This window comes from Amycolatopsis sp. lyj-109 (assembly GCF_046548995.1).
Lineage (GTDB): Bacteria > Actinomycetota > Actinomycetes > Mycobacteriales > Pseudonocardiaceae > Amycolatopsis.
On record NZ_JAJPWR010000001.1, the window covers coordinates 586,984 to 606,064 of the forward strand.

Genomic DNA, 19,081 nt, shown 5'->3' on the forward strand with positions numbered 1-19,081 from the left:
GAATGAGTCATTCGCGACACCCCGCCGGGTTCAGGCGCGCCGGATCAGCTCCTCCGCCACCCACTGCGCCACGCCGTCGGGATACGGGTTCGCCAACCCGAGCACGAAGTGCCCGAACCCCGCGTCCGCCGCTTCCGCGATCTTGCCCCGCGTCACCCCTGGCCGCTCGTAGTCGACCGGCAGGAAGATCGACCGGGTGATCTCGGCCGGGTCGCGGCCGATCTCCGTGCAGTACTTGTCGAGCAACCGGCTCCGGCCGGCCAGGTCATCGATGTCGCCGCCGCCCGGGATGTTCCACACGTTCGCGTGCTCGGCCACCACGCGCAGCGTCGCGCTCGCCCGGCCGCCGATCATGATCGGCGGATGCGGGCGCTGCACCGGCCGCGGATTCCCGAACGCTCCGGTCAGCCGGACGTGCGTACCCTCGAAGTCGAACGGCGCCTCGGCTGTCCACAAGCGACGGATGACCGTGCAGGCCTCCGCCAGTGCGGCGACCGCGTCGGCCTGGCCGTGGTACGGCAGGCCGTGCGCGTCGTACTCGCGCCGCGCGAGCGGGTGGCTGGGCCGGGAGCCCGCGCCGATGCCGAAGTCGAGCCGGCCGCCCGAAACGATGTCGACCGTCGTGGCGATCTTCGCCAGCACGGCCGGTGGCCGGAAGCGGTTGCTGGTGACCAGAAGGCCGACGCGCATCCTCGACGTCTGCGCCGCCAGCGCCGAAAGCAGCGTCCAGCCCTCGAAGATCGGGCCGTCCGGGTCGCCCGCGATCGGCATCAGGTGGTCGAACAGCCACGCGTGCTCGATCTCCGGCACGGTGTCGGCTTCCCGCCAGACACGCAGGATTTCGTCGTACCCCACCTGCATCGGTGCGGTCATGATGCCGAAGCTCATCGGCGCCGCCGCAGCGACGGGTCGAGCAGCGCCGGCGGGGTGTCGAACTTCTCGCCCGGGGCCAGGTCGGTGCCGGGCGCGACGATGGTGTCGATCTCGTCGAGGACGTCGGCGGGCAGCACGGTGCCGGCGGCCTCGAGCTGCGAGCGCAGGTGGTCGAGGGTCCGCGGGCCGATGAGCGCGCTCGTCACGCCGGGGTGCCCGGTGACGAAGCCGAGCGCGAGCTGGATCAGGGTCAGCCCGGCCTGCTCGGCGAGCTTCGCCAGTTGCTCGACGGCGTCGAGGCGGGCCTGGTTGGCGGGGACGTCGAGGTCGAAACGCTCCGGGACGACCTTCGCGCGGCTGGTGGCGATGTCCCGGCCCGCGCGGACCGCACCCGACAGCCAGCCCGACGCCAGCGGACTCCAGGCCAGCACGCCCATGCCGTACTCCTCGGTCACCGGCAGCACGTGGGCTTCGATGCCGCGCTGCAGGATCGAGTAGCTCGGCTGCTCGGTGACGTACCGGCCCAGGTGGTGCTCGCGGGCCGCCCACTGCGCCTGGACGATGCGGTACGCGGGGAACGTCGAGGAGCCGAAGTAGCGGATCTTGCCCGCACGCTGCAGGTCGGTCAGCGCGGAAAGCGCTTCCTCGTCGCTCGTGGCGGGGTCCCAGCGGTGGATCTGGTAGAGGTCGACGTGGTCGACGCCGAGGCGGCGCAGGCTGTCGTCGAGCGCGGTGACCAGCCAGCGGCGCGAGTTGCCGCGGTGGTTGCGCTCTTCGCCCATCGGCATGGTCGCCTTCGTGGCCAGCACGAGGTCGTCGCGGCGGCCGGCGATCGCCTTGCCGACCATGACCTCCGACTCGCCCTGGCCGTACATGTCGGCGGTGTCGATCAGGTCGATCCCGGCTTCGAGGGCGGCGTCGACGATGGCGGTGGCCTCGTCCTGGGTGGTGTTCCCGATGGCGCCGAAGTTCATCGCGCCGAGCGCGAGGGTGCTGACCTGGACGCCGGTGCGGCCCAAGGTGCGGTACTGCATGGGGAGTGCCTCCGTGGCAGGATGGGCAAACGGAACGTTGCTCCGCTAACGATACGGAGCAGTGTTCCGTTTAGCAACCCCGGGAGGATCGGTGGCCGAACACAAGCCCAAGCGGGCGGACGCCCGGCGCAACGAGAAGACGTTGCTCGACGCGGCGGCCGCGGTCTTCGTCGCCTCCGGCGTGGACGCGCCGGTGCGGGACATCGCGGCGAAGGCCGGCGTCGGGATGGGTACCATCTACCGGCACTTCCCGACCCGGGCGGACCTGATCATCGCCGTCTTCCGGCACCAGGTGGACGCCTGCACGGAAGCGGGGCCGGCGCTGCTGGCTTCGGCCGGATCGCCGTACGCCGCGCTGGCGCAGTGGATCGACCTGTTCGTCGACTTCCTGGTGACCAAGCACGGGCTCGCCGGGGTGCTCCAGTCCGACAACGCCGGCTTCGAGTCGTTGCACGCGTACTTCCTCGACCGCCTGGTGCCGGTGTGCGCCGAACTGCTCGACGCGGCGGTCGCGGCCGGTGAGATCCAGGCCGAGGTGCGTCCGCTGGAACTCATGCGCGGGGTCGGCAACCTCTGCATCGGTGCGGACGCCGATCCCGGGTACGACGCGCGCCGGCTGGCCGGGATCCTCGTCGCGGGCCTCCGGTGCGGGACCATGGGTGGATGACGGCGTGGCGGGAGTTCGAAGCGGCGGAACCGGAGTTCGCGGAGCGCGTGCGGGCGTTGTTCGACGCGCACAAGCACAAGACGATCGCGACCCTGCGGGCGGACGGCTCGCCGCGGATCTCGGGGATCGAAACGGTCTTCGAGAACGGTGAGCTGACCTTCGGGTCGATGCCGAACGCGCGCAAGGGTGCGGACCTGCGGCGGGACCCACGGTTCGCGCTGCACAGCGCGACGGTCGACCCGGTGGACGGCGCCGAGGCGCAGTGGCCGGGCGAGGCGAAGATCTCCGGGCGGGTGCGCACCGAGGACGGCGAGCGGTTCGAGGCCGACGTCGCCGAGGTCGTGCACACCCACCTGAACGAGGCGGCGACGCTCCTGGTCGTCGAGTGGTGGACGCCTTCAGGCGGTTTGCGGCAGGTCGAGCGCGAGTAGTCCCTGTCGCCGTCATGTCTTGAATGACTCATTCAGGACCTCCGACGTCCTGAATGAGTCATTCAGGACTTTCTGCGCCGGACGATTAAGTCAACTGCTTGACTTAATCGAGGATCGTCGCCATGCTCGGAACAGGGGACATTCACCAACGAGAGGCCCGTGATGACGCCAAGCCACACCGACCCGCTGCCGCGTTTTCCGTTCGAGGCCGCCACCGCGCTGGAGCCGCCTGCCGAGTGGGCCGAGTTCCGGGAGAAGTGCCCGGTCGCGCGCGTCGCGCTGGCCAGCGGGGACGAAGCCGCCCTGATCACCCGCTACGAAGACGTCAAGAGCGTGCTGTCCGACCCGCGGTTCACCCGGCCGACCGCGGCGGACAACGCGGCCCGCGTCGCGGACACCGAGTCGGGTGGGGTGTTCAACAGCGAGATGGCGTCCGTGCTCCCGCAGCACGGCGAGGACCACCTGACGTGGCGCCGCATGATCGGCAAGTGGTTCACCGCCAAGCGGATGAACGCCCTGCGGCCGGGCATGGCCGCGATGGCCGAGCAGCTCATCGACGAAATGGTCGCAAAAGGCGCGCCCGGCGACCTCAAGGCGGGCGTCGCCTTCCCGCTGCCGGTCTGGGTCATCTGCGACATGCTCGGCGTGCCGGACACCGACCGCGACCGGTTCGCCCACTGGTCCGACGTCATGCTCAGCATGACCCGCTACACCCAGGAGGAGTTCGACGCGGCGCAGGCGGAGTTCGGCCGGTACATGGGCGGGCACATCGCCGCCAAACGGGCCGAACCGGGTGACGACATCCTCAGCGCGCTGATCGCCGACGGCGCCGGCTGGTCCGACGCGAAGCTGGCCGCCACCGGCATCGGCCTGCTCATCGCCGGCCACGAGACCACCGCGAACATGATCGCCAAGATGACGGCGATGCTGCTGGCCGACCGGAGCCGGTGGGAGCAGCTGCTGGCCGACCCCGCGCTGGTGCGCACGGCGGTCGAGGAAGCGCTGCGGGCGGACGCCAACGCGGGTGTCGGCATGACCCGGTACCTCTCCGAGGAGTTCGAAGTCGGTGGCACGGTGCTGCCGGCCGGGACCACGGCGATGTGCAGCATGGCCGCGGCCAACCGCGACGAGGGCGCCTTCGAGAACGCCGCCGAACTGGACCTGACCCGCAGCCCGAACCCGCACCTGGCCTTCGGTGCCGGCGCGCACGCGTGCCTCGGGCAACCGCTGGCCCGCACCGAGCTGCAGGTCGTGCTGGAGGTGCTGCTGCGCAAGCTGCCGACGCTGGAGCTCGCGGTCCCGGCCGACGAGCTGCGCCGGATCGAGGGCCTCGCCGTCGGCGGGCTGCGGGAACTGCCCGTCCGCTGGTGACGGACCGGGCGCAGGCCACGCGGGAGACGATCCTGGCGACGGCGGAACGGCTGTACGCCGAGCACGGCGTGCTCGCCGTTTCGAACCGGCAGATCAGCGAGGCGGCCGGGCAGGGCAACAACACCGCGGTGGGGTACCACTTCGGCACCCGGAGCGAGCTGGTGCGGGCCATCGTCCGCAAGCACACCGGGCCGATCGACCGGCGGCGCCATTGCCGGCTGGCCGGGCTCAGTGACCACGCGGACCTGCGGGACTGGATCCGGTGCCTGGTGTACCCGACGACCGAGCACCTCGCCGAGCTCGGAACGCCCTGCTGGTTCGCCCGGTTCACCGCCCACGTGATGACCGAGCCGTCGCTGCGCGCGGTGATCATCGAGGAGACGCTGACGTCCCCGTCGCTGGCGCGGACCGTCGAAGGGCTCATCCGGTGCCGGCCCGGTCTGCCCGCCGAAGTCCGGGCCGAACGCAACGACTTCACCCGCCTCGTGCTGATGCACGGGATGGCCGAGCGGGAACGCGCCCTCGCCGAAGGCGCGGGCACCCCGAGGGCCGGCTGGCGCGAGACCGCCACCGCCCTCACCGACGCACTGGCCGGGCTGTGGCTCGCGCCGGTCACGAAGTAGCTCCGAGGAAAGGAACAGCCATGAAGGTCATCGTGGACGAAGCCAAGTGCTGCGGCGCCGGCACCTGCGTCATGCTCGCCCCGGACGTGTTCGACCAGCGTGACGACGACGGCATCGTCATCCTGCTCGACGAGCACCCCGCCGAAGCGCTGCACACGATCGTCCGCGAAGCGGCGAGCGTGTGCCCGGGTGTCGCGATCTCGGTCAGCGAGCAGGGATGACCGGCGACGTCCTGGTCGTCGGCGCTTCGGCCGCCGGGCTCGCGACCGTGGAAGCCCTGCGCCGCAAGGGCTACACCGGCCGGGTGACCGTGCTGGGCGCCGAGGCGCACCTGCCCTACGACCGGCCGCCGCTGTCCAAGCAGGTCCTCGGCGGGAGCTGGATGCCCGAGCAGACGCGGCTGCGGACACCGGACGCACTGTCCGCATTGGACGCCGAGTTCGTGCTCGGCGACCCCGCGGTGCGGCTGGACGCCGGCGCGCGGACCGTCCACACGGCGGCCGGGCAGACCTTGACCGCGGACGCCGTCGTGCTCGCCACCGGGCTGCGGCCGCGCACCCTGCCCGGCCAGGACGGCCTCGACGGCGTCCACGTGCTGCGCACCCTCGACGACGCGCTGGGCCTGCGCGCCGACCTCGCGCCGGGCAAGCGGGTGGTCGTCGTCGGGGACGGCGTGCTCGGCGCGGAGATCGCCGCGACCGTGTGCGCGGCGGGCGTACCGGTCACCCTGGCCGGCCCGCAGCCCGCGCCGCTGGCCTACCAGTTCGGGCCCCTGCCCGCCGGGCTGCTCGCCGAACTGCACGCCGCTCGCGGTGTCGGGCTGCGGCTCGGCTCGGCGGTCACCGGGCTGGCGGCGGAAGACGGCCGCGTCGCCGGGGTGCGGCTGGCGTCCGGCGAGGTGCTGCCCGCCGACGTCGTCGTGGTCGCCTTCGGGGCCGCGCCGGCGACGGAGTGGCTGGCCGGCAGCGGGGTGCTCTGCGACAACGGCGTCGTGTGCGACTCCCGCTGCCGGGCGGCGGAGGGCATCTACGCGGCCGGCGACGTCGCGCGCTGGCACCACGAGGGCTTCGATGCGTTGCTGCGGCTGGAAAACCGGACCAACGCCACCGAGCAGGCGGTCGCCGTCGCGGGGAACATCCTCGGCGAAGACCGCCCGTACACGCCGGTGCCCTACTTCTGGACCAACCAGTTCGACGCCCGGATCCACGTGCACGGAACCTTGTCCGCGGACGCCGAAGTGTCCGTTGTGGAGGGTGACCCGCGCGAGGGCCGGTTCGTGGCGCAGTACCGCCGCGGAGGTGCCGTCACCGGCGTGCTCGGCTGGAACATGCCCAAGCAGGCCCGGCTGCGGCGCCAGGACATCGCCGGTGCCGTCCTCGCCGGGCGGCCCTAGCGTCGCGCGCAGCAGAGCGCTCGCCCAGGCTTGGAAGCCCGAACCAAAGGTCTTGAATGAGTCATTCAGGTCTTCGGAGGTCCTGAATGACTCATTCAAGACCTTTGCACTCGTCGCCGCGCTGTCGACGAACCTCGGACGCGCGACGCTGGCCGAATGCGAAACCCGCCATCTGTCGGTTGACGGCGGTCCGGAGGCGGCCGATCCTGTTCACGTTAACACGTGGGAAGGGTGGGTCATGGCCACGAAGAGAGCGCTTTCTCGGATCCTCGGCGTGCTGGTGGCGGCGGCGCTGCCGCTATTGCCCGCCGCGCCCGCCGAGGCGGCCGTGTCCGTGGTCAAGATCGCCGACACCCGGCTCGACGCGACGGCGTTGTACTTCGTCTCCTACGACGGGCTGGTGAACAACGACTCCTTCCAGCAGAGCGGCATCTTCGGCTACGCGGGCTACCAGTACGCGGCCTGGTACACCGCGGACCGCAGCGCCGTGGTCGCCCGGCGGGCCGCGGGCGCCGGCGCGTGGCAGACCGTCGCGCTGCCGCACAAGCTGACCGTGGACGACTCGCACAACGTCATCTCGATGGGCGTCTCGCCCGACGACGGCCGGCTGCACGTGGCCATGGACACCCACGGCAACCAGGTCTACTACGTCGAGTCGGTGGCCGGGCTGCTGTCCGCGCCCGCGGCGAACGCCTGGACGCCGTCGGCGTTCGGCGCGGTGCAGCGGACGCTGAACGGCGTCGACCTCGGCTCGATCACGTATCCGCAGTTCGTCGTCACGCCGGAGCGGAAGCTGCAGCTCAGCTACCGGACCGGCACCTCCGGCAACGGCACCAACGAGCTCGCGGAGTACCGCGGCGGCAGCTGGCGCAAGCTGGGGAAGTGGTCGTCGGCGACCGGCTCGTGGACGTCGGGCAACGGCGTCACCAGCACCACGCGCAACATGTACCTGCACGGCATCGGCTACGGGCCCGGCGGGCGGCTGCACGCCACCTTCACCTGGCGCGAAGGCAACTCCGGGGTGCTGTGCAACTCCGGCGGGCTCGCCAACCACGAAACCGGCTACGTCTACAGCGACGACCGTGGCCGGACCTGGCGGAACAACGCCGGCGCGGTCGTCGCGACCACGGGTGGCACGCCGGTGGCCGTGTCCTCGCCGGGCACCGTCGTCGACCCGATCGGCGTCGACCACGCGCTGATGAACCAGGAGAGCCAGTCCGTCGACTCCGCCGGGCAGCCGCACGCGGTGATCAGCTACGTGCCCGGCCGGTTCACCCAGTGCGTCACGAACTACTCCGCGCAGCGCAAGCAGAACGGCCGGACCTTCTTCCTCAGCCGGGCGGCCGACGGCAGCTGGACCAAGCGCGAGGTGCCGGTCGCCCCCGAGTCCACCCAGCGCACGAAGCTGGTGTTCGACCGCGGCGACAACGCCTACCTCGTGATGCCGTACGGGCGGATCGTCGCGGCGACCAGGGCGAGCGGCTGGACCGACTGGAAGACGGTGTACAGCCCGGACCTGAACGCGTTCGGCGAGGTCGACGTCGACGACTCGCGGCTGGCCACCGACGGCGTGATCTCCGTGATGTACCAGCAGGCTTCGAGCGGGACGACGCCCTCGCCGATTCGGGTGGCCGACTTCCGCCTTGGCTGAAGTGCTACTCGACTGTGACAGATTTGGCCAGGTTCCGCGGCTTGTCGATGTCGTAGCCCAGGGTCAGCGCCGCGTGGTAGGCGAGCAACTGCAGCGGGATGGTCAGCAGGATCGGGTCGAGCTCCGGCTCGGTCTTGGGCACCACGATCCGCGGGACGTCGAGTTCGCCGAAGTCGACGCCGGCGTGGGTCACCGCCAGCACCGCGCCGCCGCGGGCCTTGATCTGCTGGACCGCGGCCAGGTTGCGCCCGGTCAGCTCGTCCGACGGCACGACGGCGACGGTCGGGAGCGCTTCGTCGATCAGGGCGAGCGGGCCGTGCTTGAGCTCGGAGGTCTGGTACGCCTCGGCGTGGCGGTAGGAGATCTCCTTGAACTTCTGCGCGCCCTCCCGGGCCACCGGATAGCCGCGGACCCGGCCGATGAAGAACAGGCTCTTCGCGGCGGCGACGGTCTTCGCGTGCTCGGCGATCTCCGACTCGAAGTCCAAAATGGACTTGATCTGACCCGGCAGCGCGCGGATCGCGTCGATGATCCGCTGACCGTCCGCATTGGACAGATCGCGCACCCGGCCGAGCGTCAGCGCGATCAGCGCGAACCCGACGGCCATGTTGGTCAGCGCTTTGGTCGAGGCGACCGCGATCTCCGGGCCGGCGTGCAGGTAGACGCCGCCGTCGCAGGCGCGCGCGATCGTCGAGCCGACGACGTTGACCAGGCCGACGACCCGGCCGCCCTTGCGCTTGATCTCCTCGACGGCGAACGCGGTGTCGATCGTCTCGCCGGACTGGCTGACCGCGATGTAGAGGGTGTCGGCCTCGATGATCGGGTTGCGGTAGCGGAACTCGGACGCGGCCTCGGCGTCGGCCGGGATCCTGGCCAGCTCCTCGATCATCGTGGCGCCGACCTGGCCGGCGTAGTAGGCGGAGCCGCAGCCGAGGATCTTCACGCGGGCGAACCCGCGCAGCTCACGCGGCGTCAGGTTGAGCCCGTCCAGGCGGGCGACGCCGAACCGGTCGTCCAGGCGGCCGCGGATGATCCGCTCGACGCATTCGGGCTGCTCCTGGATTTCCTTGGCCATGTAGTGCGGGTAGCCGCCGAGGTCGAGGTCTTCGGCGTCGATGTCGATCTCGGTGGCGGGCTTGGTGGTGTCGCTCTCGTCGACGGTGAAGGTGCGGTAGCCGGTGGCGAAGACCGTCGCGAACTCGCCGTCGTCGAGGTGGGCGACCTGCGAGGTGTGCCGGACGAGCGCGGCGAGGTCGCTGGCGACGAACATCTCCCGCTCGCCGACGCCGATGATCAGCGGCGAACCGTTGCGCGCGATGACCAGGCGGTCCGGGTGCGCGCTGTCGGTGACGGCGATCGCGTACGTGCCGGTGATCCGCGAGACCGCGTCCACGACGGCGTCTTCGAGGGTTTCGGCGGCCGAGCGGGCGATCAGGTGGGCGAGGACCTCGGTGTCGGTCTCGGAAGTGAGGGTGACGCCGGCGTCGGCGAGCTGGGCGCGCAGGGCGTCGGCGTTGTCGATGATGCCGTTGTGGACGACGCTGATCCGGCCGTCTTCGGACGTGTGCGGGTGGGCGTTGGCCTCCGACGCGGGCCCGTGCGTGGCCCAGCGCGTGTGCCCGATGCCGGCCTTCCCGGCGAGCCGCTTGGGCAGCGCCGCGGCCAGGTTCCGCACCCGCCCGACGACCCGGTGGACCTGGGTGCCGCCCTTGGCGCCGAGGACGGCGATCCCGGCGGAGTCGTACCCGCGGTACTCGAGCCGGGTCAGGCCTTCGAGCAGGATGGGGGCGGCGTTCTGGCCGCCGATGTAGCCGACGATCCCGCACATGGGGAGACCTCTTCCTAGCCGTAGACGATGCGGCGCAGCTGCCGCTCGGAGAGGACGGGCGCGGCCACCAGCCGCCCGCGGAGCTCGACGGCGATCACGGGGAAGATTTCGGGGTTCTTCCGGCCCTGGGCCTGCAGCTCGGCGTGCCGGCGGCGCACGTAGTCCTCGGTGGGAGTCCGGTAGAAGGCCAGGACGTCGTCGACCACCCGGGCGGCGACCCGGGCCGGCAGCCCGGTGGACGCGGCCACGCGCTCGACGATGTCGGTGTCCTCCACACGGGCCATCATGCCTCTTCGCGCGCCGAACCCCAAATTCTTGCCCGAAATCGGGCAAGACCTACTTGGTTGGGCAGTTCACTGCGTTGCTGACTCGAGCAGCGGAAGGCGCACACTGGCGTGCGGGATGATCCCCAGCTCGGCCAGCGCGGCTTTGACGTTCGCCGCGCCGGTGCCGGAGCGCATGATGCGGTCGGTCAGCGGGAGCAGGCCGTCGTGGATCGCCCGCGCCTTGACCAGGTCGCCGTCGCGGACCGTGCGGATCAGGTCGGCCGTGCGCTCGGCGGCCACGTTCGCCACGACGCTCACCAGGCCCGCCGCGCCGCACGCGAGGTAGGGCAGGTTGAGCTCGTCGATGCCGCAGTAGTACGCCAGCGACGTCCGGGACAGCACCGTCATCGCCTCGAACAGGTCGCCCTTCGCGTCCTTGACCGCCCGGATCCGCGGGTGGCCGGCCAGCTCGATCAACGTCGACGGCGCCATCGCGACGCCGGTGCGCGCGGGGACGTCGTACAGCATCACCGGCAGCTCGGTGGCGTCCGCGACCGCGACGCAGTGGGCGATCACGCCGGCCTGCGTCGGTCGCGAGTAGAAGGGGCAGACCAGCAGCAGCGCGTCCGCGCCGGCCGCCTCGGCTTCGCGGGCGCGGCGGACGCTCGTGGCCGTGTCGTAGGTGCCGACGCCGGCGATCACCCGCGCGCGGCTCCCCGCCTGCGCCGCCACGGCCCGGACGAGACCGGCGGATTCGGCGTCGGACAGGGTGGGTGACTCGCCGGTGGTCCCGCCGACGACGAGGCCGTCGCAGCCGGTGGCCAGGAGGTGTTCGACGAGTTGGGTGCGGCCGGGCTCGCTGAGCGCGCCGCCGGGCTGCATGGGGGTCACCATCGCGACGAGGTTGGCGCCGAATTCGGTCATGTCCTGACCGTGCCCGGTGCCACTGCCACGGTCCAGCGATGGTTTTTTGCCGGTATTGCGTAGCCTGGCTTCATGATCGAGGTGAGTGCGCTGCGGGCGTTGCGCGCGGTGGCGGCGCTCGGGACGCTGGCGCGGGCGGCCGAGGAGCTCGGGTTCACCGCGTCGGCGGTGTCGCAGCAGATCAAGCGGCTGGAACGCCAGGTCGGCGTCCCGGTGCTGGCGCCGGCGGGCCGCGGGGTGGTGCTGACCCCGGCCGGGCAGGCGATCGCCGGTTCGGCACCGGAGGTGTTCCAGGCGCTGGAGCGCTGCGCCGAAGCGGCCCGGTCGGTGTCGGGGGGCGCCCCGCGCGGCACGCTCCGGGTGGTGGCTTTCTCGACGGCCATCCGCGGCCTGCTCGCGCCGGTGCTGCCGCGGCTGGCGGACCGGTGTCCGGAACTGCGCGTCGAGTTCACGGAGCAGGATCCCGGCGAGGCGGTGCACAGCGTCGACGCGGGGACGGCCGACCTCGCGCTCGTCCACGACGCCGACGGGCTGCTGCCCGCGCCGCTGCCGCCGTCGCTGGTGCGGCGGTGGGTGCACACGGACGTCGGCGACGTGGTGATGAGCCGCACGCACCCGCTGGCCGGGCTGGACGCGCCGCTCGACGAGGCCGCGCCGGCCGGGCACGCGTGGGTGACCAGCCCGCCGGGAACGGTGTGCCACCAGTGGTTCCGGCGGCTGTTCGCGGCGGCGGGGGCCGAGCCGGACGTGCGCCACCTGGTCGACGACTTCGCGACGCAGCTGTCGTTGGTGGCGTCGGGACAGGTGGTGGCGTTGATCCCGCGCCTCGCGCGGCCGCCGCTGGGGGAGGGGCTGATCGCGCGGCCGTTGCGCCGGCCGCCGAAACGGGAGGTGCACGCGGTGTGGCGGCGGAGCGCGGAGGCGAGCCCGGCGATCCGGGCCGCGCTGACCGAGCTGATCCCGGCGCCGGTGCCGGCTCGAGGCGGGGCCGTCAGCCGCTGAGGGCGGCTTCGGCGCTCGGGTAGGTCGGGAAGAAGTCCGCGAGGCCGATCAGCCCGAACGTCCGGCTCACCCGGGTGGGAACCGCGGCCAGCGCGATGCCCGACCCGGCCGCCTCGGCGACGTTGCGGGCCGCGATCAGTGCGGAAATCCCGCTGGAGTCGCAGAACGTCACGCCGGCCAGGTCGACCACCAGCAGCCGGCCCGGTCCCAGGGCCTGCGCGGCCACTCCGGCGCGGAGGCGGGGTGCGGTGGCCACGTCGAGCTCGCCCTCGACGGTCACCACCGCGCCGGCCCCGGTGGTGCGCGTCGTGACGGAGAACGGGGTGCCGGTCACGATCGATCGCCTCCGGGAAGCGGGATGCTCAGCGCCAGCAGAGCCGTGTCGTCCTCGACGCCGTCGCCGAAGCTCGCCAGCAGGCCGGTCACCGCCGTGATCACCGCGGGTGCCGTCGTCGGCGCGAGGCCGGCCAGGTACTCCTGCAACTGCTCTTCGCTGTAGCGGACGCGGTCCTGCGCGCGGGCTTCGGTCAGCCCGTCGGTGTACAGCAGCAGTGTGTCGCCCGGGGTCAGCCGGACGTCCACGGCGGCGAAGCGTGCGCGGGGCAGCGCGCCCACCAGCTGGCCGCCCGGGACGGGCAGGAACGCGGACGTGCCGTCGGCGCGGATCAGCAGCGCCGGCGGGTGGCCGCCGGTGGCCAGGGTGATCGCCGCGCCGTCGTGTCCGGGCCGGATGCGGCCCTGGATGACGGTGCAGTAGCGCGGGTCGGCGCCGCGGTATTCGTGGTGCAGCACGGTGTTGAGCCGGTCCAGCACGGTGGCCGGGTCGGGGTCGTGCACCGCGGCGGCGCGCAGGGTGTAGCGCGCCAGCGACGTCACCACGGCCGCGGCGGCGCCCTTCCCGGAGACGTCGCCGAGGAAGAACCCCCACGTGTCGCCGGTCAGCGGGAACAGGTCGTAGAAGTCGCCGCCGACCTCGTCGGCCGACGCCGGGTGGTAGTAGGCCGCGACCTGCACCCCGGGCACCTCGGCCAGTGCGGGCGGCAGCAGGGTCTGCTGCAGCGTCCGCGCGAGCCGCTGCACCCGGTCGCGTTCGCGCTCGGCTTCTTCGCGCGCTCGCAGCAGTTCCCGCTCGTAGGCCCGCCGGTCGCGCGCGTCGAAGACCGTGGTGCGGATCAGCTGCGGCTGCCCGTCGGTGCCGGTCTTGACCGTCGAGGTCACCAGCACCGGCAGCCGGCTCCCGTCGGCGGCCTTCAGCTCGAAGGCGACACCCCCGAGCTCGCCCTGCATGCTCAGGAGCGGCGCGAAGTGCGTCTCGTGGTAGATCCGGCCGCCGACGGTGAGCAGATCGGCGAACCGGCGCCGGCCCACGACGTCCTCGCGTTCGTAGCCGAGCCAGCCGAGCAGGGTGGTGTTGATCTTCGCGATCGTGCCGTCGAGCAGCGTCGAGAGGTATCCGCAGGGCGCGTGCTCGTAGAGGTCTTCCGCGCTGTCCTCCAGCAAGGCCGAGAATTCGGGAACGGTGCTTTCCTGACCACCCGGGCCGGGGTGGTCTTCGCACATCACGGCCCGCTCACGAACGCCGTGATCGCGGCGGCCGTGTCCTCCGGCGCGCTGAGCTGCGGGCAGTGCCCGGTCGCGTCGAGTGTCACCAGGGTGCTGCCGTCGATCTGCTCGTGGGTGAACCGCCCCACCTCGGGCGGCGCGATGGCGTCGTTCGAGCACTCGAGCACCAGCGTCGGCACGGAGACCTTCGCCAGATCGGCCCGGTTGTCGGAGAGGAACGTCACCCGGGCGAAGACGCGCGCGATCGCGGGATCGGTGCGGCAGAAGCTGTTCGTCAGCTCCTCGCCCAGTTCCGGGCGGTCCGGGTTACCCATGATCACCGGCGCCATCGTCGCCGACCAGCCCAGGTAGTTGGACTCGAGCGAGTCGAGCAGTTCGTCGATGTCCTCCCGGCTGAACCCGCCGCGGTAGCCGTCGTCGTCGAGGTAGCAGGGCGACGGCGTGAGCAGCACCAGCTTCGCGAACCGGTCCGGTTCCCGGTTGGCGGCCAGCACGGCGATCATCGCGCTGACCGAGTGACCCACCAGCACGACGTCCCGCAGGTCCAGCTCGCGGCAGATGTCCAGGACGTCGTCGGCGTAGCCGTCGAGGCTGCCGTAGCGCTCGGGAGACCAGGCGGACAGGTCCGAGCGCCCGGCGCCGGTGTGGTCGAACAACACGACCCGGTACCGCCGCGCGAGTTCCGGGACGACGAGGCGCCACAGGTTCTGGTCACAGCCGAAACCGTGTGCGAGCAGCAGGGTGGGGCCGTCTTCCCGGCCGGTGCCGGTCACGTTGTTCCGGGTGCGCATGCTCACCGCGCACATCCTGCCATCGACCCGGCGGGAACGGGGGCTGAGCGACGCGGTCACCTTCGCGGCACTTTCACGTGAAAGTGCCGCTTTGCGCCGCAAAGCGTCGCTTTCACGTGAAAGCGGCGGTTGGGGGGCGGGGGCGGCGGTGGGCGAAGCCGTCGAGCAGGCAGTCCAGGCCGAGCTCGAAGCGGGCGTCCGCGGTCAGGTCCGGCATGTCCGCGAGCCACGCCGCGAGCGAGTCGTCGGCCATCTCGGCCGCGTACGCCTGCAGGTCCTCGGTCGAACCGATGCCGAACCGCTCGAGCATCACCAGTTCGCGGCTGACGCTCATCGCCGTTCCCGTGACGTAGTTGTCCAGCAGTGACGCGTATGCGACGGCGGGCGCGAGGCCGGCGCCGTCGAGCACCGTCAGCAGGAACGCGGCTCGTCGCAGGGTGCGGGGGCCGAACGGTGGCCGGCCGTCCACGAGCTCGGCGTACCAGCGGTGCCTGCCGATCATCGTCCACAGGCTGACCGCGAGCCCGCGCAGGTCGGCGCGCCAGTCGCCGCTCGGTTCGGCCGGCACCGGGACCTCGGCCGACACCTCGTCGAGCATCAGGTCGACCAGGCCGTCCTTGTTCAAGACGTAGCGGTACAGGGACATCGGCGTCGACACGCCCAGCGCGTCGGCCACCGCGCGCATGGTCAGCGCGGCGACTCCGCCGGCGTCGGCGACCTCGACGGCCGCGTGCACGATCGATGCGCGGGTGAGCGCGTTCTTCCGGCCCGGGGGTTCCGGGTGGTGCCAGATCAGCTGTGGCATGCCCGGAATATACAGCGTACATTCAAATGTACGACGTACATTCCAAGGGGGCGCGGATGCAGCTCAGGGGAATCAACTACGACACCGGCTTCGGCGGCGCGGTCGGGGACCGGTCGCGCCGGGAGTTCGAGCCCGCGGTCGTGCGGCGGGAACTCGAGATCATCGCCGCGGACCTGCACTGCGACACCGTCCGGATCAGCGGCGACGACCCGGACCGCCTGGTGCTGGCCGCGCACGCCGCGATCGACGCCGGCCTGCGCGTGTGGTTTTCGCCGTTCCCGATGGACCTCACGCCGCCGCAGCTGACGCCGTACTTCGCCGGCTGTGCCCGGCGGGCGGAGGAGATCCGGGCGCGGGACCCGGAGACCGTGCTCGTGCTCGGCTGCGAAATGTCGTTGTTCTGCACCGGCTTCGTGCCCGGCGCCGTCCTGATGGAACGCCTGCGCAACGCGGCGGATCCCGCCGCCTGGGCCGGGTTCGCCCACGAGTGGGACTTCGGCACGTTGCTGCGGGACCTCACCGGCATCGCGCGGCAGCACTTCGGCGGCAGGATCACCTACGCCGCCGGGGACTGGGAAGAGATCGACTGGGCGGAGTTCGACTTCGCCGCCGTCAACCTGTACCGCTCGGCGGCCAACGCCGATGCCTTCGCCCAGCGTGTCCGTGACCACCGAAACCACGGAAAGCCGCTGGTCATCACCGAATTCGGCTGCTGCACCCACCGGGGCGCGGCCGACGCGGGCGGAATGGGGTGGACGATCGTCGACTTCAAGGCCGACCCGCGGGCGCTGAACGGCGACTACGTCCGCGACGAGGCCGGCCAGGCGGCGTACTTCACCGAACTGATGGACGTCTTCGAGGCCGAGGGCGTGCACGGCGCGTTCTGGTTCACCTTCGCCGGTTACGAATGCCCGGCCGATCCGGAACCGCGGCGCGATCTCGACCTGGCGAGCTACGGCGTGGTCAAAGTCCTCGACGGGCCGGACGGCACGGCGTACCCGGGTCTCGCCTGGGAACCGAAGGAGGTCTTCCGGGCCGTCGCGGCCCGGTTCAGCCGGTGAGCGCGGCGGCCCGGGTGGTGGTGACGGCCAGTGCCTCGTGCAGGCCGGTCAGTTCGAGGGTGCGGTTGACGACGCCGCCGGCGGGGGCGACGATCCGGACCCGGGTGGCGGTGCCGGCCTCGCGGCGCGCCTCGAGCAGCGCCGTGATGCCGATGGAGGCCAGGAAGGACACTTCGGACAGGTCGATCACCAGCAGTTCCGGCGCGTCGGCGAGAGCGGTGGTGACGGCGTCGCCGAGGACAGGGGCGCTGAACAGGTCGACCTCGCCCGCCACCGCGAGCACGACCGCGCCGTCGGCGTCGTGGGCCGTCACGCGCAGGAGGTCCTGAGGCCGGACGCGGTTGCCGTCAGCGGACACGCTCACCCCTGGTCTGCATGCTGGAATCCTTCCCCGTCGCCGGGCGGCCGGTCCGCTCCGGATGGGTGGTACCCCGGTCGTCCGACGACGAAACATCCGGGAACGACCCGAACGGAGTCACCGGGCGGCGGTGGTGCCGCCGAGCGGCATCGCGGGCAGGCCGAGCTTGCGGTGGTCCCACGACCGCGTCCGTTCGACGTCGAGGCGGACGGCGACCCGCTTGGCGAGCATGAACTCGACCATCGGCCGGACCTCTTCGCGGTACGGCCCGTTGTACCGCTCCCAGACGCTGACGCCGACCGCCCACAGCGCGTCCGGGTCGTCGACGATCGTGGCGCGGCCTTCGAGGGCCACCCCGCGCAGCGCGTCGTAGGTGTCGCCGGTTTCGACCATCACGGTGACGCGGCCGTCGCGACGCAGGTTCGCGGCCTTCTGCGACTTGGCCTTGGTTTCGAACCACAGCACCCCGTCGATGACGGCGTACCACATCGCCACGAGGTGCGGCTGGCCCGACGGGCCGAGGGTGGCGAGGGTCGCGACGCGTTGCTCGTCGAGGAACCGGCCGACCTCGTCCGCGGACATGACGATCTGCGCGCGCTGGTTCACCCGTGCTCCTTTGTGAGACATAGTCCAGAATGAGACTATGTCTCGGAGTGAACCGGAAAGCCTGGCGGTCCGCAAGAGGCGCGCGACGAACGCGCGGATCGCCGCGTCGGCGGCCCGGCTGGCGGGGCGCCACGGGGTCGCCGGCACGACGGTCGACCACATCGCGGCGGACGCCGAAGTCGCCCGCGCGACCTTCTTCCGCTACTACGACACCAAGGAAAGCGCGGTGGCGGAGGGGATCACCGGCCCGTGGCTGACGCTGGTCACCGCGGCGATCGCACGTCAGCCGCCCGAGCTGACGCCGAAGGAAGCCCTGGTGACGGCCTTCGGCGAGCTCGCGGCGGAGTTCCCGGCGCACGAGGACTCGATCCGGGAGCTGGCCCGGCTGACGCGGACTTCGGCGACGTTGGCCGCGTGGACGGCGCAGGCATATCAGCGTTACGAGCGGGCGATCGCGGAGTTGCTGGTCCCGCGGTTCCACGACGCGGCGGAGCGCGACCCGCGGCCGCGCATGCTGGCGGCTCTCGCGATGACGGCGGTCCGCATCTCGCTGGACGACTGGATCGGCGGCGGGGGTGCGCTGCCGGACCTCATCGGCCGAGCGTTGAACGCGATCACGGTGATCGGGTAGGCAGCACGCGTGATCCGAGCCGCAACTCACGTGATGGGAGGGGCATCTCGCGTGATTGGAGGCGGATCTCGCGTGTTTGGAGGGGCATCACGCGTGATTGGAGGGGCATCACGGTGGAGTTGGGGCGGATGGTTGGGGTGTCAGGGGAGGGGCTCGGCGCGGTAGCGGCCGATCCGCTCGGCCAGGCCCTGCGTCGCCGCGTCGCGCCGGTGCCGGGTGAGCAGGCGCTCCAGCGGGGCCAGGCGGTCCTTCGGCCGGACCGAGCCCACCTGCCCGGCCAGGTCGACCGCCTCCGCGCCGATCCGGGTTGCCTCGTCGAAGTCACCCCTGACCGCGTGGTTCTGCGCCAGCATGATCAACGTCAGCGACCGGCTGCGGGCCATGTCGGCGCGGTACTGGCCGGCTGCGGCGGTCAGCTGGGTGATCGCCTCGCCGCTGTAGCGGGCCGCCACCGCCGTGGCCAGCTCCGTCAGGACTGTGCCGCGCATCGCCGCCATGTCCGGCTCGCGGAAGAACGCCTCCCACGGCCTCGGCTCCGGCCAGGAGTCCGCCGTGGCGAACGCCGCCTCGGCCTCCGCCAGCCGGGCCAGGGCCGCGCGCTCGTCGCCACCCATCGCGAACGCCCACGCCTCGTTCGCCGCGAGGATCGCCAGGGCACGGCGGGACCCCGAGCGCCGCGCGGCCGCCCGGCCCCGGGCGAACTCGGCCAGTGCGCCGGTGACGTCGTGGCGGTGCAGGTGCACGCGGCCGAGCCGGTAGCGGATGTTCGCCACCAGGCTGCCGTTGCCCGCCTCGGCCGCGATCTCCAGCGCACGCTCGAACCGGCGCCGCGCCGGCTCGTCGTGTCCGATGTCGAACTCCGTCCAGCCCAGCAGGTTGTGCACGTCGGCCAGCACTGTGGACAGCCTGGCCCGCAACGGATCCGGGACCGTGCCCCAGTGCAGCAGGAGGCTCGCCGTCTTGACCACCCGGACGGCGTCCCGGCAGAACCCGCCGCCCTGCCGGTAATCGAGGGCTCGCAGGACTCCGACGGCCGCTTCCAGCTGGGCGACGTCGGTGTCTTCGATGCTGATCGGAAGGGGCTCGCCATCGCCTGTCGTCGTCACCATGACCTCACCTCGCGCAGTGCGCACGCTTGCATGGTCGGTTGCCGGCAACCTGGGAAATACCCACGACGGGCCCGGTGGAAACGACCGTCACCCG

At 71.9% G+C, this 19,081-nt stretch carries 22 protein-coding genes; 10 read left to right on the forward strand and 12 right to left on the reverse strand.

The window, feature by feature from the left end:
• Positions 1 to 30: 30 nt before the first annotated feature.
• Both ACLJQF_RS02785 and ACLJQF_RS02790 read right to left on the reverse strand, forming a co-directional pair.
• Positions 31 to 888, reverse strand: a complete 858-nt coding sequence (locus ACLJQF_RS02785) for an LLM class flavin-dependent oxidoreductase (RefSeq protein WP_410606600.1) — start codon at positions 886 to 888, stop codon at positions 31 to 33.
• Positions 885 to 1,907 (reverse strand): aldo/keto reductase, encoded by a 1,023-nt coding sequence (locus tag ACLJQF_RS02790; RefSeq protein WP_410606601.1) that lies wholly within the window; start codon positions 1,905 to 1,907, stop codon positions 885 to 887. The genes ACLJQF_RS02785 and ACLJQF_RS02790 overlap by 4 nt, the downstream gene beginning before the upstream one ends.
• Before the next feature lie 91 nt (positions 1,908 to 1,998).
• On the opposite strand from ACLJQF_RS02790, the gene ACLJQF_RS02795 reads away from it, so the two are divergent.
• The 7 genes from ACLJQF_RS02795 (at position 1,999) to ACLJQF_RS02825 (ending at position 8,043) form a co-directional block, all read left to right on the forward strand.
• Entirely contained in the window at positions 1,999 to 2,574 is a 576-nt protein-coding gene (locus tag ACLJQF_RS02795) for a TetR/AcrR family transcriptional regulator (RefSeq protein WP_410606602.1), read from the forward strand.
• Positions 2,571 to 3,005: a pyridoxamine 5'-phosphate oxidase family protein gene (locus tag ACLJQF_RS02800; RefSeq protein WP_410606603.1), complete on the forward strand. Its 435-nt coding sequence runs from the start codon at positions 2,571 to 2,573 to the stop codon at positions 3,003 to 3,005. Before ACLJQF_RS02795 ends, ACLJQF_RS02800 begins: the two co-directional genes overlap by 4 nt.
• A 162-nt stretch (positions 3,006 to 3,167) precedes the next feature.
• Complete coding sequence (locus ACLJQF_RS02805; RefSeq protein ID WP_410606818.1) at positions 3,168 to 4,376, forward strand: cytochrome P450; 1,209 nt, start codon at positions 3,168 to 3,170, stop codon at positions 4,374 to 4,376.
• Entirely contained in the window at positions 4,373 to 4,999 is a 627-nt protein-coding gene (locus ACLJQF_RS02810; RefSeq protein WP_410606604.1) for a TetR/AcrR family transcriptional regulator, read from the forward strand. The genes ACLJQF_RS02805 and ACLJQF_RS02810 overlap by 4 nt, the downstream gene beginning before the upstream one ends.
• A 20-nt stretch (positions 5,000 to 5,019) precedes the next feature.
• Positions 5,020 to 5,220, forward strand: a complete 201-nt coding sequence (locus ACLJQF_RS02815) for a ferredoxin (protein ID WP_410606605.1) — start codon at positions 5,020 to 5,022, stop codon at positions 5,218 to 5,220.
• The gene (locus tag ACLJQF_RS02820) at positions 5,217 to 6,392 is read left to right on the forward strand and encodes an NAD(P)/FAD-dependent oxidoreductase (protein WP_410606606.1); all 1,176 of its coding nucleotides are present in this window, start codon (positions 5,217 to 5,219) and stop codon (positions 6,390 to 6,392) included. Before ACLJQF_RS02815 ends, ACLJQF_RS02820 begins: the two co-directional genes overlap by 4 nt.
• A gap of 238 nt (positions 6,393 to 6,630) precedes the next feature.
• Positions 6,631 to 8,043: a BNR repeat-containing protein gene (locus tag ACLJQF_RS02825; RefSeq protein WP_410606607.1), complete on the forward strand. Its 1,413-nt coding sequence runs from the start codon at positions 6,631 to 6,633 to the stop codon at positions 8,041 to 8,043.
• Positions 8,044 to 8,047: 4 nt separating this feature from the next.
• Here ACLJQF_RS02825 and glmS read toward each other — a convergent pair whose 3' ends face one another.
• From glmS to dapA, 3 genes are all read right to left on the reverse strand, one after another.
• Entirely contained in the window at positions 8,048 to 9,871 is a 1,824-nt protein-coding gene (gene glmS / locus ACLJQF_RS02830; RefSeq protein ID WP_410606608.1) for a glutamine--fructose-6-phosphate transaminase (isomerizing), read from the reverse strand.
• A 14-nt stretch (positions 9,872 to 9,885) separates the two neighbouring features.
• Positions 9,886 to 10,158, reverse strand: coding sequence for a hypothetical protein (locus tag ACLJQF_RS02835; RefSeq protein WP_410606609.1), 273 nt, complete (start codon positions 10,156 to 10,158; stop codon positions 9,886 to 9,888).
• A gap of 66 nt (positions 10,159 to 10,224) precedes the next feature.
• Positions 10,225 to 11,061, reverse strand: coding sequence for a 4-hydroxy-tetrahydrodipicolinate synthase (dapA, locus tag ACLJQF_RS02840; RefSeq protein WP_410606610.1), 837 nt, complete (start codon positions 11,059 to 11,061; stop codon positions 10,225 to 10,227).
• A 72-nt stretch (positions 11,062 to 11,133) separates the two neighbouring features.
• Between dapA and ACLJQF_RS02845 the strand changes: the two genes are divergently transcribed.
• Positions 11,134 to 12,063 carry a LysR family transcriptional regulator gene (locus ACLJQF_RS02845; RefSeq protein WP_410606611.1) on the forward strand — a complete coding sequence of 310 codons (930 nt, stop codon included), beginning with the start codon at positions 11,134 to 11,136 and terminating at the stop codon, positions 12,061 to 12,063.
• On the opposite strand, the gene ACLJQF_RS02850 is transcribed toward ACLJQF_RS02845, so the two are convergent.
• From ACLJQF_RS02850 to ACLJQF_RS02865, 4 genes are all read right to left on the reverse strand, one after another.
• Entirely contained in the window at positions 12,053 to 12,397 is a 345-nt protein-coding gene (locus ACLJQF_RS02850) for an STAS domain-containing protein (RefSeq protein ID WP_410606612.1), read from the reverse strand. The two genes, ACLJQF_RS02845 and ACLJQF_RS02850, sit on opposite strands and share 11 nt — an antisense overlap.
• Positions 12,394 to 13,623 (reverse strand): SpoIIE family protein phosphatase, encoded by a 1,230-nt coding sequence (locus ACLJQF_RS02855; protein WP_410606613.1) that lies wholly within the window; start codon positions 13,621 to 13,623, stop codon positions 12,394 to 12,396. Before ACLJQF_RS02855 ends, ACLJQF_RS02850 begins: the two co-directional genes overlap by 4 nt.
• Entirely contained in the window at positions 13,623 to 14,423 is an 801-nt protein-coding gene (locus tag ACLJQF_RS02860) for an alpha/beta fold hydrolase (protein WP_410606614.1), read from the reverse strand. Before ACLJQF_RS02860 ends, ACLJQF_RS02855 begins: the two co-directional genes overlap by 1 nt.
• Before the next feature lie 106 nt (positions 14,424 to 14,529).
• On the reverse strand, positions 14,530 to 15,222 hold the full coding sequence (locus ACLJQF_RS02865) for a TetR/AcrR family transcriptional regulator (protein ID WP_410606615.1): 693 nt from the start codon (positions 15,220 to 15,222) through the stop codon (positions 14,530 to 14,532).
• 56 nt (positions 15,223 to 15,278) lie between these two features.
• Here ACLJQF_RS02865 and ACLJQF_RS02870 point away from each other — a divergent pair, with 56 nt between their 5' ends.
• The gene (locus tag ACLJQF_RS02870) at positions 15,279 to 16,283 is read left to right on the forward strand and encodes a hypothetical protein (protein ID WP_410606616.1); all 1,005 of its coding nucleotides are present in this window, start codon (positions 15,279 to 15,281) and stop codon (positions 16,281 to 16,283) included.
• On the opposite strand, the gene ACLJQF_RS02875 is transcribed toward ACLJQF_RS02870, so the two are convergent.
• A complete protein-coding gene (locus ACLJQF_RS02875; RefSeq protein ID WP_410606617.1) occupies positions 16,273 to 16,647 on the reverse strand; it encodes an STAS domain-containing protein in 375 nt (124 codons plus the stop codon). The genes ACLJQF_RS02870 and ACLJQF_RS02875 overlap by 11 nt on opposite strands.
• A 111-nt stretch (positions 16,648 to 16,758) precedes the next feature.
• Positions 16,759 to 17,223 carry a pyridoxamine 5'-phosphate oxidase family protein gene (locus ACLJQF_RS02880; RefSeq protein WP_410606819.1) on the reverse strand — a complete coding sequence of 155 codons (465 nt, stop codon included), beginning with the start codon at positions 17,221 to 17,223 and terminating at the stop codon, positions 16,759 to 16,761.
• 61 nt (positions 17,224 to 17,284) lie between these two features.
• Here ACLJQF_RS02880 and ACLJQF_RS02885 point away from each other — a divergent pair, with 61 nt between their 5' ends.
• Entirely contained in the window at positions 17,285 to 17,878 is a 594-nt protein-coding gene (locus tag ACLJQF_RS02885) for a TetR family transcriptional regulator (RefSeq protein ID WP_410606618.1), read from the forward strand.
• Positions 17,879 to 18,018: 140 nt separating this feature from the next.
• Here ACLJQF_RS02885 and ACLJQF_RS02890 read toward each other — a convergent pair whose 3' ends face one another.
• Positions 18,019 to 18,987, reverse strand: a complete 969-nt coding sequence (locus tag ACLJQF_RS02890; RefSeq protein ID WP_410606619.1) for a hypothetical protein — start codon at positions 18,985 to 18,987, stop codon at positions 18,019 to 18,021.
• Positions 18,988 to 19,081 lie beyond the last annotated feature (94 nt).